Below are 16,407 nucleotides of genomic sequence, written 5' to 3'. Positions count from 1 at the left end.
TATAATGTTTAAACATAAGGACACCTCCATAAATTATTGTGTAGTTACTTTAATTTTATCAAAAGGTGTCCTTTTTGTTTACTAAAATAATGTCAAAAAAGGCGTGGGGCCTACACTTTTTTTAGTGTAAGCTCCTACGCCTTAATTTTTATTTACTGGAGTTTTGTCCCAGCCTCAATTTTATCCAACTTTGAAATTACGGTGTCAGACTAGTTGAAAATATGGAAGAGTGAAGTCATCGTCTATTTGTTCGAATAGCACTGTCACCTCTTTATCCACTTCGATTTGCTCTCTATCTCCTATAATACGAGTCATCATCCTTACGCCCTCATCGAGTTCAACAATACCAACAACAAATGGAACTTCTTCCTTATATGGACCAAATGCTTGGTGTACTACTGTATAGCTGTATATTTTCCCATTTCCAGTGACCTTCCTCCACTGAATTTCCTCTGAAAAACAATACGGACAAATGGAGCGCGGGTAGAAAATATTCTCCCCACATGAACCACATTGTTGTATTAATAATTCCTTGTTGTTAAGACCTTCCCAAAATGGCCGGGATTCTTCATCAGTTACTGGCTTGGAGATCTTTTGACTCATTCTTTAATCCCTCCCTAAAATAACAGTTGAAGTAGAGGATAAGACTCCTCCAGTACCGTGGACTAAGGCAATTTCTGCATTATCTACTTGACGCGCCTCGCATTCGTCTCTTAGTTGGCGTACTGCTTCAATGAGGAGAAATATTCCATACATACCAGGATGACCGTACGACAATCCACCACCATTTGTATTCATAGGGAAGTCCCCGCTGGGTGCAGTTCGCTGACCGCTTACAAAAGCTCCGCCTTCTCCAGGTTCACAAAAACCTAGAGATTCCAAAGTAAGAAGGACTGTTATTGTAAAGGAATCGTAAATTTCCGCTACATCAATCTCTGTACGTGAAACGCCAGCCATTTCAAACGCCCTTTGTCCTGATTCACGAGCGCTAGTAACCGTTAAATCAGGCATATTAACAATCGTATTATGGGAATTAGCTTCCCCGTGTCCCAAAATCCAAACAGGTCTTTTCTTCGTTCGCGCAACAACTTCTTTTGACGCGACTATGACAGCGCCGCCTCCATCAGTAACCAAACAGCAGTCTAGTAGATGAAGAGGTTCTGCAATATATCGTGAATGAAGTACATCCGAAATTTCTATCGGCTCTCTTTTATAGGCCTTCTCATTCATCGATGCCCATTTTCTCGTTGCAACAGAAACTTCTGCCAACTGTTCAGACGTTGTTCCATATTGGTGCATATGTCTTGTTGCTGCCAAGGCATATGCGCCAACAGGTGTCGGCAACCCATATGGAAGTTCATACTGTGCTGTCAAAGGTGCACGAAATGTTGAATTCATGGGATTTGTACGATTGGTACTTCCATAAGTAATTAATGCTACTTCGAATAATCCCGCCTCAATTCCCGCCACCGCATGCCCTACGTGTGCTTCGAATGAAGAGCCACCTATGTTTGTTGAATCCGTATATTTGGTATCAATGCCTAAGTACTCTGCCAGCATCAGACTAGGTGCCCAGGCCCAATTACCAGCCGTAAATAATGCATCAACATCGTCTTTTGTTAGACCGGCATCGGCTAAAGCAACTTTTGCCGCTTGTGCTTGCAGCTGCAACACATTTTTATTGGGCGTTTTACCCAAGTCTGATTCTGCAACACCAACGATTGCAGCAGTTCTATCAGATTTCATTCATATCCACCTTTCCAAAAACACACTGTATTTTTGACTATTTAAAGTATTATGAGACAAGTAACGAAATCAAATAAATCGTTTTTCTTAAAGGCGGCATGGACTTATAATAATTCCCCTACTTTTACATATCCTTTTAATAAATTTCTCGCAATGGTACGGCGTTGAATTTCATCCGTACCTTCAAAAATCCTAGTTAAACGTAATTCACGATACCATCTTTCAATTGGTAACTCTTTCGTATAACCCATTCCACCATGAATTTGCAGTACACGATCGACCACTTGATTGGCCATAATTGCTCCATTTAATTTTGCCATAGACGACTGATGACGAGCGTCAAGTCCTTTTTCGGCCATCCATGCTGCACGTAACACAATCCACTTTGCAGCTTCAATTTCCACGGCAGAATCTGCTATCATCCATTGAATGGCTTGCCTTTCTGCAATAGGTTTTCTAAATGTTTCACGCGTTTGAGAATAGTCAATGGCCATTTGCAGTAGTCTTTCAGCAGTACCCACTGCACGAGCCGGAATCATAATTCTACCATTTCCAATCCATTTCATCCCAGCTTAAACCCTTCACCTACTTCACCCAATATGTTTTTTTCAGGCACACGTACATTTTCAAAGATTAATGTCGCTGGTCCCCATTCACCCATTGTGTGAATATATTCAGAGCGCCAACCCATATCACGATCAACCAAGAAACAAGTTACCCCGCCATTTGCTCCTTTTTCTTTATCCGTTACCGCAAAAACCATGACAAAATCTGCTTCATTTCCCCCAGTAATGAATACCTTCTCTCCATTTAATATCCAGTGATCTCCATCTTTTACTGCAGGCATTTTAATACTTTTAGCATCAGAACCCGCTCCTGGTTCAGTTATCGCAAAACAGGATTTTTTTTCACCATTAATAACGGGGTACAAATATTTTTCTTTTTGTTCCTCATTACAATCGTAAAGAATGTTATCGGCGGAACCACCAAAACTGAACGGTACAAATGTACGTCCCATCTCCATAGCAATTAATGCAGACATCATTGCTCCAAGATTTGCTCCACCATACTCTTCTGGTGTATTGATTCCCCAGAAACCAATTTCTTTTGCCTTTTCCTGTAATTCTTTTACTTTTTCTTTTGTAATACCTGGTTTTCCTTCTCTTTCATTCTTTAACACTTCTTGTTCCAACGGTTTTAATTCCTTATTAACAAAATCTCTTACTGTTTTTTGCACCATTCTTTGCTCATCTGTTAAAGTAAAGTCCATTCTATTCATCTCCTTGGTTAGATATAAATATTGGAGAACAACCTTTGACTGATAAATAAAAAGGTTAAATGTTTGGAAAGCTTTTATTATTCACATCAAACTACTGACTGTTTAGTATTAGTTGGATACTAACTAGTCGTTATCCAAATTTTAAAAATATTATATCATCTCTCAAATCAAAATGAAAGCGCTTTTAATGAATTTAATAAATTTTTTTATGCTTGACCTCTTCCTCAAAAAATTGCAGATTTTGAAATGAGCAAGCATTAAATAGGGGCGGCCGAGACATAACTAGCCCAAAATAACTTAAAAATGGTTCCGATCATCGGTTTTTGATGATCGGAACCATTTTCATTGAACGATTTTCCTTATCTATTGTTTGATTTGTGTTTATGGCGGTGTACTTCCTCAAGTTTACCGCAATAAATGCAAATCCTAATTCATTTTCTACTTTCTCTTTGCCCCCTCACGGACAGACCAGGTTTTGTCCCGGCCCCGGTATTTTTCTTGCTTTGGATTTACTTAAACGCTTATTACTTTTGTATATTTTATACGTACGCATTTTGTATCCGTTCTATTGCTTTTATTCACTAGTTAATTTCACATAGGGTCTTTTTACTTCACTCTTACCAAGACACTTTTAATTTCAGTATAATTTGCCAGACCATATTCTCCGCCCATTTCTCTACCAATACCCGATTTTTTATAGCCACCAAAAGGCATTGTTTCAAGCTCTAAGCCAAAATCATTTACCCAAACCGTACCTGCTTGCAATTTGCCAGCAATATAGTGACCTGTTCGAATATTTTCGGTCCATACACTAGCTGCTAAACCATAATCACTATCATTAGCCCGCTTGATGACCTCTTCTACGTCATCAAAGACGAACACAGCCATCACTGGTCCAAAAATCTCCTCCCTAGCAATAGTCATATCATCTTCCACATCGGCGAAGATCGTAGGCTCAACGAAATAACCTTTATCAAAAGCTTTCTTTCCGCCTGTAACCAAACGTGCTCCTTCCACTTTCCCTTTTTCAATATAATCAAGTACCCTTTTCTGCTGTTTTTCGGAAATAAGCGGTCCCATATCTGTTTCTGGATCCAGACCCGATCCTAGCTTCATAGCCTTAGCACGTTCCGCTAATGCTTCGACAACATGATCATAATGACTGCGGTGAACAAATACACGTGTCGTTGCACTACAGTTTTGACCATGATTATACATGGTCCCATTAAAAGAACCTTCAATCGCTTCCTTGAGATTTGCATCTTCTAATATGATACTGGGTGACTTTCCGCCAAGTTCCAACGTCACTCCTTTCATATCATCGGCTGCTTTTTTCATCACATTCTTCCCGGTAGCTGTTGATCCGGTGAAAGCCACTTTCGCAATATCTTTATGCGTGATAAGTGCTTCGCCTGCTACATCGCCAAACCCTGGTACAACATTGACAACACCATCCGGAAAACCCGCTTCTTTAAATAATTTTGCTGCATAAAGCAGAGATAACGGTGTATTTTCAGCTGGTTTAATAACAATGGTACATCCAACCGCCAAAGCAGACCCAAGTTTCCATCCAGCCATTGCAAGCGGATAATTCCACGGAATGACCTGGCCAACCACACCAACTGGTTCATGCACGATATAGTTCAAATAATCAGGAGATACGTTTACCGTTTTTCCCGTAATTTTCGTCGCCCATCCCGCATAATAGCGAAAATGCTCCACCGTTCCATCTACATCATCTTCCAATGCCATTTTATAAGGCTTACCGTTATCTAAGGCTTCAAGCTGTGCAAGTTCTTCTCTATGTTCTTCAAGTAAATCGGCAAACTTATAAATAAGGCGCGAGCGTTCAGCTGCTTCCATCTTTGTCCATTCTCCATAATCAAATGCCTCTTTCGCTGCACCAACAGCAGCGTCAATATCTTCTGCTTTTGCCTCACTCACCTTTGCAATGGACTCTTCCGTTGCCGGGTTGATCACATCAAATGTCTGCCCGCTGATGGACGGTACATAAGATCCGTTAATATAAAGTCCCTTTTCACCTTGTAAAAAATCTTTTACTTTTGACTTTAAAACTATTTCTTTTGTAGCCAAGGAAAAAACCTCCTCATTTCATTCATCACCAATTGTTTCTGCATCCAAGAATATTTTGGTTGCTTTGCCAGACTAATAGTTTCGCACGATAGTGAATGTTTGCATCATGATTGCTGAACTGATATTAAGTTGTTTAAGACGCTTTTTAATTTTGCTTCTTCTTCCGTCGATAAAGGAAGTCTTGGTTTACGTGACGGCCCACCGGCAAAACCTTGCAGTTCCATGGCTCGCTTTACGATTTGTACCGGCTTTCCTTCCCCCTCAAGTAAGTTGCATAACGGAAGCAAATCATCATATAATGCCCAGGCTCGATCCATGTTTTTCTCTTTCACACTATTATACAAATCAGCTGCCAAGCGTGGTACTATATTTGCTGCAACAGAAATCCAGCCAGTTGCCCCAACTAAAAACGACTCTAATGCTAAATTGTCTGCACCACAAAATGTTTTAAGAAATCCTTTTCCCTGTCTCGTAATATCCCGAACTTTACTGATATCACCACTGGATTCTTTAATATGTGTGATATTATCAACCTTTCGTGCCACATTTAATACTGTTTCTGTCCCAATATTAATCCCGGACGTAAACGGGTTATTGTAAAGCATAATAGGAAGCGTGACAGCATCAGCAACCGCTTTAAAATGTTCATAAATCTCTTCATCTTTTGGATGGGCATAATACGAATTAATTAATAAAGCAGCATCCGCACCGACAGCTTCCGCCTGCTTGGTATATTCAATGGCAGCCGTTGTTGTTTCAGCGGCCGTTCCTACAATAACTGGAATGTCACCATTTACCTGTTCGACAGCTATTTCAGCTATCTTATAGCGTTCTTCCTTGGTCAGACTAACAAACTCCCCTGTACTCCCGTTTACTGCAATCCCCGAAACACCTTCATTTACGAAATGGTCAATGTTTTTCTTTAGGCCCTCGTAATCTACTTCAAAATCATCCGTCATCGGTGTAATTAATACGGGAAATGTTCCTTCTAACTGTTTCATGATCAAATTCCTCCTTAAGATTGTGATACTCATTTTAAATAAAACATAGCCTCATTACTTTAATAGAAATCCGTTTTTCAATGGATCATCCCTGTCATAAGTAAAGTGATGCATCCCTGTCGTGAATCCTTGTGCTTGTATAGAAAACCGTTTATTCGTTTTGTCGACCAGATTTGCAACCAATACACTATCAAAAATGCTTTTATTTATCAGCTTAGTATGCTCCCTTCCAGCCTCAAGTTGTGCAGTAAAGATAGCAAACGTACTATCAATACCAGGAGAACGAACAATATTTCCGTCGGGGTCAAAGGTAATCGAACGTACCTCGTTTGAGGCGGTGTCGCTTGATTGAGCTAGAATAATGCCTGATAGATCGGGATAGGTATTACCGTATTGCTGTGCAGCCTTTTTCCCCCATTTCATAATGGCTGATAAATATTCGAGTTGAATACTTGGGATTTCATCCGGTAATGCTTTTATCAAATAACGTCTGGATTCATTGACTTCTACAACACGATAGTCCGATTGATTTTCTAGCAAATGGGTGCTGCTTTCCAACAAAATGGCGCCAACTTGCTCATTCGTACAAGTGGCTTGAACAGTATATATCCCGTTAACCGTTTCAATCCGATAGCAATCATTTTCCGTTCGCGCTAAATTACCTGTCTCAATAAGGGCTGTCACCGTTGCTATTAAAGCACTATAGGAAAACACTTTTTTGCGACTATGGACAAAAAACAGTAACCCGACATCGGCAACACTTGATGGTATGACAATGCAACCGTGCATTCCCTGATGACCACGTGGTTCATTTAATAAAAAATCCAATTCATTTTGATATGCTGTATGCAAATATTCATGATTCTCATGGATACTTCCCTTATCCAATGTGATCGATGAGTGGACGACAATGCGGAATGCTTCCCCGGCAACATGGGCATCAATGGTTGAAAATATCGTCGAAAAATTCATTTATACCCCTTCTTTCTCATGTCTTTCCATCGGTGGAATCAACAGGAATCCTTCTTTTAATGGATCGGTTTCATCGTAAAAGAAACGATGCATGCCCATGATCCATGCTGATCCGGTCACTTCAGGGAGAACCGCTTGATAATCCTGGATGTTTGTAAGTCCCAGTATTCTGGCTTTAAACAACGAACCAACAATACTTTCATGAACAAATAACTCGCCTACGTCAAGTTCCCCTTTTGCAAATAAGCTTGCCAGTTTTGCTGAAGTTCCTGTCCCACAAGGGGAACGATCAATACCACCAGGAGGGACAACAACCGTATTTTTTAGATCCGCTTCCAGATGAACTGGATCAGTATAAAATTCAATATGTGTCATTCCATTAATAAATGGATGTTCCGGGTGGACAACTTCCACAGTTTCATTAATTTTGTTCCGAATTGTAATCGCCTTATCAATGATCTCTGTTGCATTTTCTTTCGTTAATTCCAAACCTAATTTCCTGGCATCAATAATCCCGTAAAAATTACCACCATAGGCAATGTCACAATTTACCTGTCCAATTGTTTCAACTTCAATCTCTATCGATTTTAATAGAAAAGCTGGGACATTATTAAATGTAACTTCTTTCGCTTTCCCATTCATTACTTTAATTTTAGTCGCAACCAACCCCGCCGGTGTATCCAATTTGATATGTGTATACGGTTCAGTTACCTCAATCAATCCCGCTTCAACAAGTGCGGTACAAACCCCGATCGTGTCATGTCCACACATCGGTAAATAACCACCTGTTTCAACGTAAATAACCCCAACATCGGCATCCGGATGGCAAGGGTCAACAAGCAAAGCCCCGGACATCACATCATGACCTCTTGGTTCGTTCATCAAAAATTTACGAATCCAATCATAGTTCTCTTTCATGTACAACATTTTTTCTGACATTGTATTTCCTTTTAATGGTGGCAATCCGCTAATTACAGTTCTGGTAGGATTGCCACCTGTATGGGTATCAATCGTTGAAAATAGACGCTGAAAATTCAATTAGCACGTCACCCTTTCCTTAAATCGGTCATAACGAAGCGGTTCGATTGGGATACATGTTGCTTGATCCGTGAGCATTTCTTGCATAACCTTTCCCGTAACTGCCGCAAGACTTATGCCATCCCCTTCATGTCCCGCAGCAACATAAAATCCCGGAACATCATCAATGTGAGAAATGATTGGTAGATGATCTTCCGTCCACGGTCTCAGCCCAGCGTATGTACGGATAACAGACATATCTGCCATTTTCGGATAAAAACGCACTGCCCGTTTAGCGATAAGTTGTGTGACCTTCTGACTTACCTTAGTGTCAAAGCCATTGAACTCCCTGCTTGAACCAATTAAAAAGTTTTGACTTTCGGTTGGCTCAAAGACCAAGGCGACACCATATTTTTCAGTTAACTCATCCACTTGTCGTTCCCCACCAAACTTTGAAATTAGATAACCAAACTCCATGACTTTTCTTAATCCCACCGGCTGTTGTCTTGAGGCAACGATTAACTGGCCTTTTCTCGGTTTAATAGGAATTTGAATACCTACCATTTCACCGACTGTTGGAGCCCAAACACCACAAGCATTAACAACTTTGTTGGCAGTAAATGTTTGCTGATTAGTTTTAATCACAAATTCACCCGAAGATTTTTTTGCAATTGATTTTACTTCTGTATTGGTATGTATCTTTGCACCAAGCTTTTCTGCACTATCAAATAATGAAAACGCCAACATATATGGGTTAACGGTCGAATCAGTTTTACATTCAAGCCCACCATACAGGTCATCGGCAAAGTATTTCGATTCATTACGTAAATCCTCCCGATTAAGCATTCGAAAATCAAGCCCTGCCGCTTGTTGCTGGGTTACCCACTTTTTAGCTGCTTCCATTTCTGCATCATTTTCACAGACTAAAATACTGCCAGGATTACGGTATTCAAACGTAATTTCCAGTTCTTTACTTAACGTATGGACCAATTGCTGGCTTTTTAAGGACATTTGGCTGTCAAAGCCGGGATCTTTATCAATCGCCAGAATATTACCATCGCACTTTGATGACGTGCCACTTGCCAACTCTCCTTTTTCAAGGACAGTCATATCCAGACCGGCCTTCGAACTATAGTAAGAAATCGCCGCCCCCATGATCCCGCCACCAATAACAACAATGTCCCGATGAAGTTGATTATTCATGATAGCCCTCCTCTCTCTTACATCATAATTAATCATGCAAGTCACGTGCCAAAAATAAACAGGAGATACATTCAAAATATGTTGAATTTATAAATGAATTGTGTCAAAATGTTTTTAATGGTGTAAAACATTTTATACACAAGGACGGGATAAAATGGTCTTTTTACATTCAGACCTCAAGCAAATTATGAAACAAAATATAGTCGTTGTTGACGAAAAGAATGTCACACCTGCTAAATTACAAGAAATAGTACGAGCGGAAACGTCGAAGCAAGTCGTGTATATTTACGGTGATTGCATATATCTTGTTACAGTACTACACCAAACAGAACAACTAAAGTATACAGAGTGTGGAGAAGTTGAAATAGATGCCTCAATAACGGATGTGGTACAGTCATTGGACCACAATCAAAATCTGGTCGTAGTGAATAAAAAAGGGATGATCATTGGCTATCTATGTTTGCAGGAATTAACCAGACATCTGTTGTCAGCCTACCAGCATTTACAAGCCTTTTCATCGGCGATTCTTGATACTATCGATGAATCTTGTACAGTTATTGATCAAGACCAGCGCGTACTATACTGGACAAAAGGCGCGGAGAAAATATTCTCGGTTAAACAAGATGATATTATTGGCAGACCAATTACAGAGTTTTTTCGTCCTGATCAATTGGAAGTGTTAAATTCATTGAAAACTGGTACCTCTCTTCACCATAGCCAGCACCATGCGCGTGAAGATTTGGCCGTATTGATTAATTCAAATCCGGTTTATTTAAACAACAAAATAATCGGAGCCGTTGTATCAGAAACAGATATTACCAGCCAAATTCGTCTTCATAATGAATTATCCAATGCATCGAAAAAACTATTTTCTTTGGAACAGGAGGTCAATAAAATCAGACCAACTGATAACCCTTTCCAGAACATCAAAGGAAATAGTACAGCATTAAAACAAACAATTAAACAGACAAAAAAAGCTGCCTCAACCAACGCCAATATTCTTATTTATGGTGAAAGTGGAGTTGGAAAGGAATTATTCGCCAAGGCTGTGCACACTTTACGTGAAAATGAGAACGCACCATATGTAGCAATTAATTGTGGTGCGATTCCTGCAGCACTTTTTGAGAGTGAAATATTTGGTTATGAGAAAGGGGCATTTTCCGGCGCTGACCAAAAAGGAAAAAAAGGTAAAATTGAGCTAGCCAAAGGAGGTACCTTGTTTTTGGATGAAATTGGTGAAATGCCGCTGGAAATGCAGGTCAAATTACTTCGCTTACTGCAAGAAAGGAAGTTCTATCCCGTTGGCGGCACTAAAGAAATTGAAGTAGATTTTCGTATTGTAGCGGCTACCAATCGCGACTTAAAGGAACTTGTTCAAGCCGGAAAATTTAGAGAAGACCTCTATTATCGATTAAATGTCGTAAGTCTGGAAATTCCACCCCTAAGGAATAGGCCTGAGGACATTATTGAATTAACCCATTACTTTCTATATGAAGTTTCCATAAAGTATAATCGTCCTATCCATGGCGTGTCACAAACGATTATGCAGACATTGCTGCAGCATGATTGGCCGGGGAATATCCGTGAGCTAAAAAATGTGGTGGAACGTCTTGTCGTATTTTCAGAGGATGGAGAAATGAAATTGGAGGATTTACCCTTTGAGACAGCTAGCGTCCAATCCCAGCCAGGAGACATCGCTAAACAGCAGATTTCTAATGATAACCGCTCATTAAGCGATAGATTGCAAGCGTTCGAAAAAGAAATCATCATCCGTGAATTAAAAAGGGCCGATAATAACAAATTGCAGTGCGCAAAAAATCTGCAGGTAACCCGAGCCACGCTGTACAATAGAATAAAAAAACTTGGCATTGATACATAAAAGAAAAAATTGGTATCAAACTTGCATGATAATTTGGAGAGTAGAGTAAAAATCGGGGTGAAGCAGATTGAAACGAACAGAAATGATGGTGTGCCGATGTGAGGAAGTAACCTATGAAACATTGGTTAAAGTTGCGCAAAAATATAATTGCACAGCAAGAGAACTCAAGCTTCGTACCAGAGCCGGGATGGGTTATTGTGGCGGAAGAACATGCCGATGTATGGTCGATCAAATCACTAAATCGTTAACCGGTGAGCGGAATAATCAACAGATATCTTTAAAATATCAACCACCAATCCGACCAATCCATTTTGGGCAACTAGGGAGAGGTGAATCATGAGTGAGCGAATAACTAACCATCCAATATTAGAAAATTTATCGGAAAGAAAACAGGTTTCATTTACCTTTAATCATACTGTCTATCAAGGGTTTGAGAATGAATCTATTGCGGCTGCACTACTAGCCAACGGAATCCGAACATTGCGACATCATGAGGAAAGCGGCTCACCTAGAGGGATCTATTGCAATATTGGCCATTGTTTCGAATGTCGGGTAACGGTGGATGGCGAACAAGGTGTCCGCGCCTGTCTGACACCACTAAAAGAAGGAATGATTGTTGAAAGCGGCGGACAACTGCCGTCACCTGTAAAGGAATGGGGGCGCGGAAATGCATGACGTACTAATCATTGGGGCTGGACCCGCGGGACTATCGGCAGCAATAACTTGTGCCAAAAAAGGATTAGAAGTATTGGTTATCGATGAATACATGATCCCTGGCGGAAGGTTGCTTGGGCAATTGTATGAAGAACCAGATGGTAACTGGTGGAATGGTTGGGAAGAATCCAAACGCCTCCATCAGCAAGCTTTGGATCTCAATATCGAGTTACGACTGCATACATCAGTCAACAATATCGAAAATTTGGCTTCATCATGGTTGGTCTATACAGAAAAAGAAACGTTGCAGACAACTAATCTGCTATTGGCAACTGGTGCCGCTGAGTCTCCGGTCCCCATTTCGGGTTGGACATTACCTGGTGTAATGTCGGTTGGAGCAGCCCAGGTTATGACCAACGTCCATCGGGTCAAACCTGGCAAGCGAGGTGTTATTATTGGGGTCAATGTTCTTTCCGCTGCAATTGCAATGGAGCTGCAATTAGCTGGAATTGATGTGGCCTGTCTGGCATTACCAAGCATGAATCGAATTACTAATGATGCAGGACAGCCAAGAGAGGTATTAGATTCGTTACTGCATGTCTTGCATATGGCTCCCTCCCCACTTGTAAGGTTTGGAAGCAAATTGATGAAGGCCGATTTTATGAAAAAACTTGGCATTACTTTCTACCCTAAAAAAGGGATGAAGATGTGGGATATCCCCATTCAACTTAGAAAAGCGGTTATTGAAATACATGGTGACAAACAAGTTGAAGGTGTCACCCTGGCAACCGTTAATACAAATGGTGGAGTAGTTGCTGGTAGCGAAGAGCAAGTGGAAGCTGATTTTGTTTGTATTGCAGGTGGGCTTTACCCGCTTGCTGAACTGGCCGCAGTTGCAGGGTGTCCATTTTATCTGGTTGATGAACTGGGCGGTTATGTTCCATTACATAACGAACGGATGGAAACCACCCTTGATGGATTATATGTTGCCGGAAATATTACCGGGATTGAAGGAGCAAAAGTTGCCGCTGCACAGGGTGTAACAGCGGGATTATCCATGGCAAAACATGCAGGTGTAACAGTGATAGATCAGGAAATGGAAGATGCTGTCAAAGCAATTGAACAGACAAGGGATCAAGCCCATATTCAATTTCATCCTGAGGTTAAGAAAGGAAGAAGAATAATGGAGGAAGAATGGGCTAAGCAGGTTATCTATGTATAAAAAACAATCCGATCATCTGATACTCCTTGCAATTTGAATAAATAATTAGCCAGTAGTAAAACCAAAAGATACTGCTGGCTTTTTTTGCTTAAAAAGCATGTTCAACAGCCGCCTCTACCAGGTCGCCGCCAATTCTATCACTCTTTGTAGGAAATATGAACGATCAACTATATTTGGCGGTTCAATGTGTGTTTACTTGGTCTCCTGATATTTCGCACCTAGATTTTAAACAAAAGTTATATGAAAACCCGTCTTTCTGTTTTTCAAACTATAATTTCAAATAACCAATCTAGATCCCAAAATATTATACACTTAAGCAAATCTTTTAAAATTCTTTTACACTGTATTCGTCTGTTTTCCTTTTAAGTACTTTCATAATAAATTTAATTGACCCATATGCTGTTTTTTTATATAAGACTTTTTGTTTGGCACAGTTATTGCATATGTTACAAATAGTGATTTGAACTTTGTTTGGTATTCAGGTGGTTATTCTTAAATATGAAAGCGAAATCATTTAAAGGAGGCAATTTATTTCATACTAGAGTCAAAGATTAACCTAATTATATAAGGGTATGTATAGTTCCTTGGAATTCCAAAGCTACCCTCAATCATGGTTAATGGAAAATCTCCTTCGTTGCGATTATTTGGCGTGTTATTGAAAAGACAAGAGACTTCGGATTATTTTTTACGACAATATTCAAACGACGCTTTATTGTTAAGGTAAAAATTCCCTCTACAATGTAAGAGGAAAGTTAAATGGATGGGGTGATGAATCGATCGCTCGTCTAACTCGATGAACGCGAGAGTCTATACCAATTATTAGGAGGGTGAAAATGGAAATTACTAAAGTTGCAGCAATCTGTTTTAGCGTACCAATTAATAGTTTTGCTGATGCTTATACTGAATTAAATTTTGTTTCTATACCATTTAAAAAGTTGTTGATACATCATAAATAAAATGAAACTCTCAGATAAACAACGAAAACGTTAGTATATATAGGGAGGTATAACAAAAATGGAAGAAATAGTAAATTGGGCGGTATCGAAGGTTTGGAGTCTTGGATTGGTGTTTTTTGCACTTGGAGCTGGATTGTTTTTTTCGATTATAACACGCTTTGTACAAATTAGATATTTTAAGGAAATGATCAAACTTCTTTTTAATAAGGAAAATACGGATTCGGGTGTATCTTCTTTCCAAGCATTTTGTATGGCTTTAGCAGGACGTGTTGGTATTGGAAATATTGCCGGTGTTGCAACCGCTATTGCATTCGGAGGTCCTGGAGCCGTTTTTTGGATGTGGGTTATGGCTTTATTAGGAGGCGCAAGTGCCTTTTTTGAATCAACACTTGCCCAGGTCTATAAAATTAAGGATGGAAATCAATACCGAGGCGGGACACCTTATTTTATTGAAAAAGGGTTAAATCTTAAGTGGTTTGCAGTGCTTGTCGCTATCGTTGTTACTATTTGCTACGGGATACTAGTTCCAGGTATTCAGTCAAACACCATTGCAGTTGGATTTGAGAATACGTTGGGGATCAATAGAAACATTACTGGAATTATTCTAGTCGCTTTACTTGGAATCATTATTTTTGGCGGGGTAAAACGAATAGCTACTGTGGCAGAAAAGGTAGTTCCATTTATGGCACTAGGATATGTGATTGTTACTTTTATCCTTTTATTTGCTAATGCTTCAGAAATTCCAGGGATGCTGTGGCTCATTATCTCAAGTGCTTTTGGTGCAAATGAGATTTTTGGCGGAATTGTCGGCGCAGCTATTGCCTGGGGAGTTAAGAGAGCTGTGTTCTCTAACGTTGCTGGTGTTGGTGAAGGAACCTATAGTTCAGCCGCAGCAGAAGTTTCCCATCCGGCAAAGCAAGGTCTTGTCCAAGGATTTTCAGTTTATATTGACACGCTTGTTGTTTGTACAGCAACAGCTCTAATGATTCTAATTACAGGTATGTATAACGTTACACCAGAAGGACAGCAACCCATTGTTGACAAAATCCCAGGCGTTGAAGCCGGTCCTATGTGGACACAAGCAGCAGTTGAAAGTGTTGTATCCGGATTCGGCGGATTATTCGTTGCTATTGCGATATTCTTCTTTGCCTTCACAACCCTGATGGCCTATTATTATATCTCTGAAACCACCCTTGTCTACCTTGATAGAAATAAAAAGTTTAAATGGATGAAAAATGCTTTAATGGTTATTTTCCTAGGAATGATTTATTTTGGATGTGTGAAGAACGCATCCCTATTATGGGCACTTGGTGACTTAGGTTTTGGAAGCATGGCCTGGCTTAACTTAGTGGCCGTCCTATTTTTAACAAAAACAGCATTAAAAGTATTTAAAGACTACGAAACACAGAAGAAAGCAAGCCTAGACCCAGTCTTTGATCCTCTTAAACTCGGAATTAAAGGTGCTGATTTCTGGGAGGAGAAATTAAAAGAAAGTACTTCAAATAATAATGTGAGCTAATCCACTTGTCCAGTGAATTACAAATTTTGTAACCAGCAAGCATGAAATATCCCCCGCCTATAATTTTTACTAAAGGCGGGGATTATTTCATGCCATCCTTTTCCAATTAATAATCTAATTTAAGAACTATTGCATCGCCCATAATGACTTCCGCAGCCATAATCGTTATATTTTTAAGAACAATTATTCCGATAACGATACCAATTAAATAGACCATATGACCAAATGCAACGCCGTTATTCGAAACCAACTGTTAAAGACCAATCTTTAATCCCACTAGCCATTGTTGCAATCGGGATGCTCTTTTTCCTAACCGGTGCAGTCATGTCAGTAGGAGTAGGAAATCCCGATATAGTTGCTGTTATGCAAGATCTAGGTTTTACGTTCTGGGGCTTTCTTATTTTATGGATAGCACTTTGGACTAGTCAAATTGTGGCAAGTTATTCAATCGGTCTAGCGGCATCCAATATGTTAAATGTCAATACTTCTAAAGGTAGAGCATTACTGACGGTAACTGGATCTATTATAGGGGTTGTGCTAGCAATTGGTGGTATTTTAGATTATTTCATAGATTTTCTAGCCATCATGTCCGTCATTTATCCATTGCTGCAGTCATGTTTGTTGATTTCTTCTTTATTCGAAAACAGAAATGGGCTAATAACAAAGGTTGGAATTGGATTGCAACGATTGCGATATTAGCAGGATCACTGGTTGGATATTTAACTGAATATGTTATCCAATTTGGGATTCCGGCACTTCAATCTTTAATTATCTCCGGTGTCGTTTATTTGCTAGTTATGAAGGTTAAAGCCCGCCTCAAGCCGGATCATTTCACAAACACAGAATATGCAAAAAAAGGTTTAGT

At 39.8% G+C, this 16,407-nt stretch carries 14 protein-coding genes and 1 pseudogene; 7 read left to right on the top strand and 8 right to left on the bottom strand.

Annotated elements, in window-relative coordinates; genetic code table 11:
- Positions 1–204: 204 nt before the first annotated feature.
- From ABRT01_RS10710 to ABRT01_RS10675, 8 genes and pseudogenes are all read right to left on the bottom strand, one after another.
- Positions 205–603 carry a Zn-ribbon domain-containing OB-fold protein gene (locus tag ABRT01_RS10710; protein ID WP_269409425.1) on the bottom strand — a complete coding sequence of 133 codons (399 nt, stop codon included), beginning with the start codon at positions 601–603 and terminating at the stop codon, positions 205–207.
- Positions 604–606: 3 nt separating this feature from the next.
- The gene (locus ABRT01_RS10705) at positions 607–1,746 is read right to left on the bottom strand and encodes an acetyl-CoA acetyltransferase (RefSeq protein ID WP_269409426.1); all 1,140 of its coding nucleotides are present in this window, start codon (positions 1,744–1,746) and stop codon (positions 607–609) included.
- 104 nt (positions 1,747–1,850) lie between these two features.
- Positions 1,851–3,016: pseudogene (locus ABRT01_RS10700) on the bottom strand (acyl-CoA dehydrogenase family protein).
- A gap of 615 nt (positions 3,017–3,631) precedes the next feature.
- Positions 3,632–5,119, bottom strand: coding sequence for an aldehyde dehydrogenase family protein (locus ABRT01_RS10695; RefSeq protein WP_269409427.1), 1,488 nt, complete (start codon positions 5,117–5,119; stop codon positions 3,632–3,634).
- A gap of 104 nt (positions 5,120–5,223) precedes the next feature.
- The gene (gene dapA, locus ABRT01_RS10690) at positions 5,224–6,120 is read right to left on the bottom strand and encodes a 4-hydroxy-tetrahydrodipicolinate synthase (protein ID WP_367747095.1); all 897 of its coding nucleotides are present in this window, start codon (positions 6,118–6,120) and stop codon (positions 5,224–5,226) included.
- A gap of 54 nt (positions 6,121–6,174) precedes the next feature.
- The gene (locus ABRT01_RS10685) at positions 6,175–7,092 is read right to left on the bottom strand and encodes a proline racemase family protein (RefSeq protein WP_367747092.1); all 918 of its coding nucleotides are present in this window, start codon (positions 7,090–7,092) and stop codon (positions 6,175–6,177) included.
- Positions 7,093–8,130: a proline racemase family protein gene (locus ABRT01_RS10680; protein WP_367747090.1), complete on the bottom strand. Its 1,038-nt coding sequence runs from the start codon at positions 8,128–8,130 to the stop codon at positions 7,093–7,095.
- Complete coding sequence (locus ABRT01_RS10675) at positions 8,131–9,312, bottom strand: NAD(P)/FAD-dependent oxidoreductase (protein ID WP_367747088.1); 1,182 nt, start codon at positions 9,310–9,312, stop codon at positions 8,131–8,133.
- Positions 9,313–9,466: 154 nt separating this feature from the next.
- Here ABRT01_RS10675 and ABRT01_RS10670 point away from each other — a divergent pair, with 154 nt between their 5' ends.
- The 7 genes from ABRT01_RS10670 (at position 9,467) to ABRT01_RS10640 (ending at position 16,241) form a co-directional block, all read left to right on the top strand.
- Complete coding sequence (locus ABRT01_RS10670; protein WP_367747085.1) at positions 9,467–11,191, top strand: sigma-54 interaction domain-containing protein; 1,725 nt, start codon at positions 9,467–9,469, stop codon at positions 11,189–11,191.
- 67 nt (positions 11,192–11,258) lie between these two features.
- Complete coding sequence (locus tag ABRT01_RS10665) at positions 11,259–11,531, top strand: (2Fe-2S)-binding protein (RefSeq protein ID WP_367747083.1); 273 nt, start codon at positions 11,259–11,261, stop codon at positions 11,529–11,531.
- The gene (locus ABRT01_RS10660; protein ID WP_367747081.1) at positions 11,528–11,866 is read left to right on the top strand and encodes a (2Fe-2S)-binding protein; all 339 of its coding nucleotides are present in this window, start codon (positions 11,528–11,530) and stop codon (positions 11,864–11,866) included. Before ABRT01_RS10665 ends, ABRT01_RS10660 begins: the two co-directional genes overlap by 4 nt.
- The gene (locus ABRT01_RS10655; RefSeq protein ID WP_367747078.1) at positions 11,859–13,067 is read left to right on the top strand and encodes an NAD(P)/FAD-dependent oxidoreductase; all 1,209 of its coding nucleotides are present in this window, start codon (positions 11,859–11,861) and stop codon (positions 13,065–13,067) included. Before ABRT01_RS10660 ends, ABRT01_RS10655 begins: the two co-directional genes overlap by 8 nt.
- 833 nt (positions 13,068–13,900) lie before the next feature.
- A complete protein-coding gene (locus ABRT01_RS10650; protein WP_367747076.1) occupies positions 13,901–14,023 on the top strand; it encodes a hypothetical protein in 123 nt (40 codons plus the stop codon).
- Positions 14,024–14,081: 58 nt separating this feature from the next.
- Positions 14,082–15,542: an alanine/glycine:cation symporter family protein gene (locus tag ABRT01_RS10645; protein ID WP_367747074.1), complete on the top strand. Its 1,461-nt coding sequence runs from the start codon at positions 14,082–14,084 to the stop codon at positions 15,540–15,542.
- Between the two features lie 225 nt (positions 15,543–15,767).
- A complete protein-coding gene (locus ABRT01_RS10640; protein ID WP_367747072.1) occupies positions 15,768–16,241 on the top strand; it encodes a purine-cytosine permease family protein in 474 nt (157 codons plus the stop codon).
- Positions 16,242–16,407: the final 166 nt, after the last annotated feature.

The organism is Lentibacillus sp. L22 (assembly GCF_040812445.1).
In the GTDB taxonomy this organism is placed as follows: Bacteria; Bacillota; Bacilli; order Bacillales; family Amphibacillaceae; genus Lentibacillus_C; species Lentibacillus_C daqui.
Note: the sequence above shows the minus strand (reverse complement) of the source record. Positions and strands in the feature narration are given on the sequence as shown.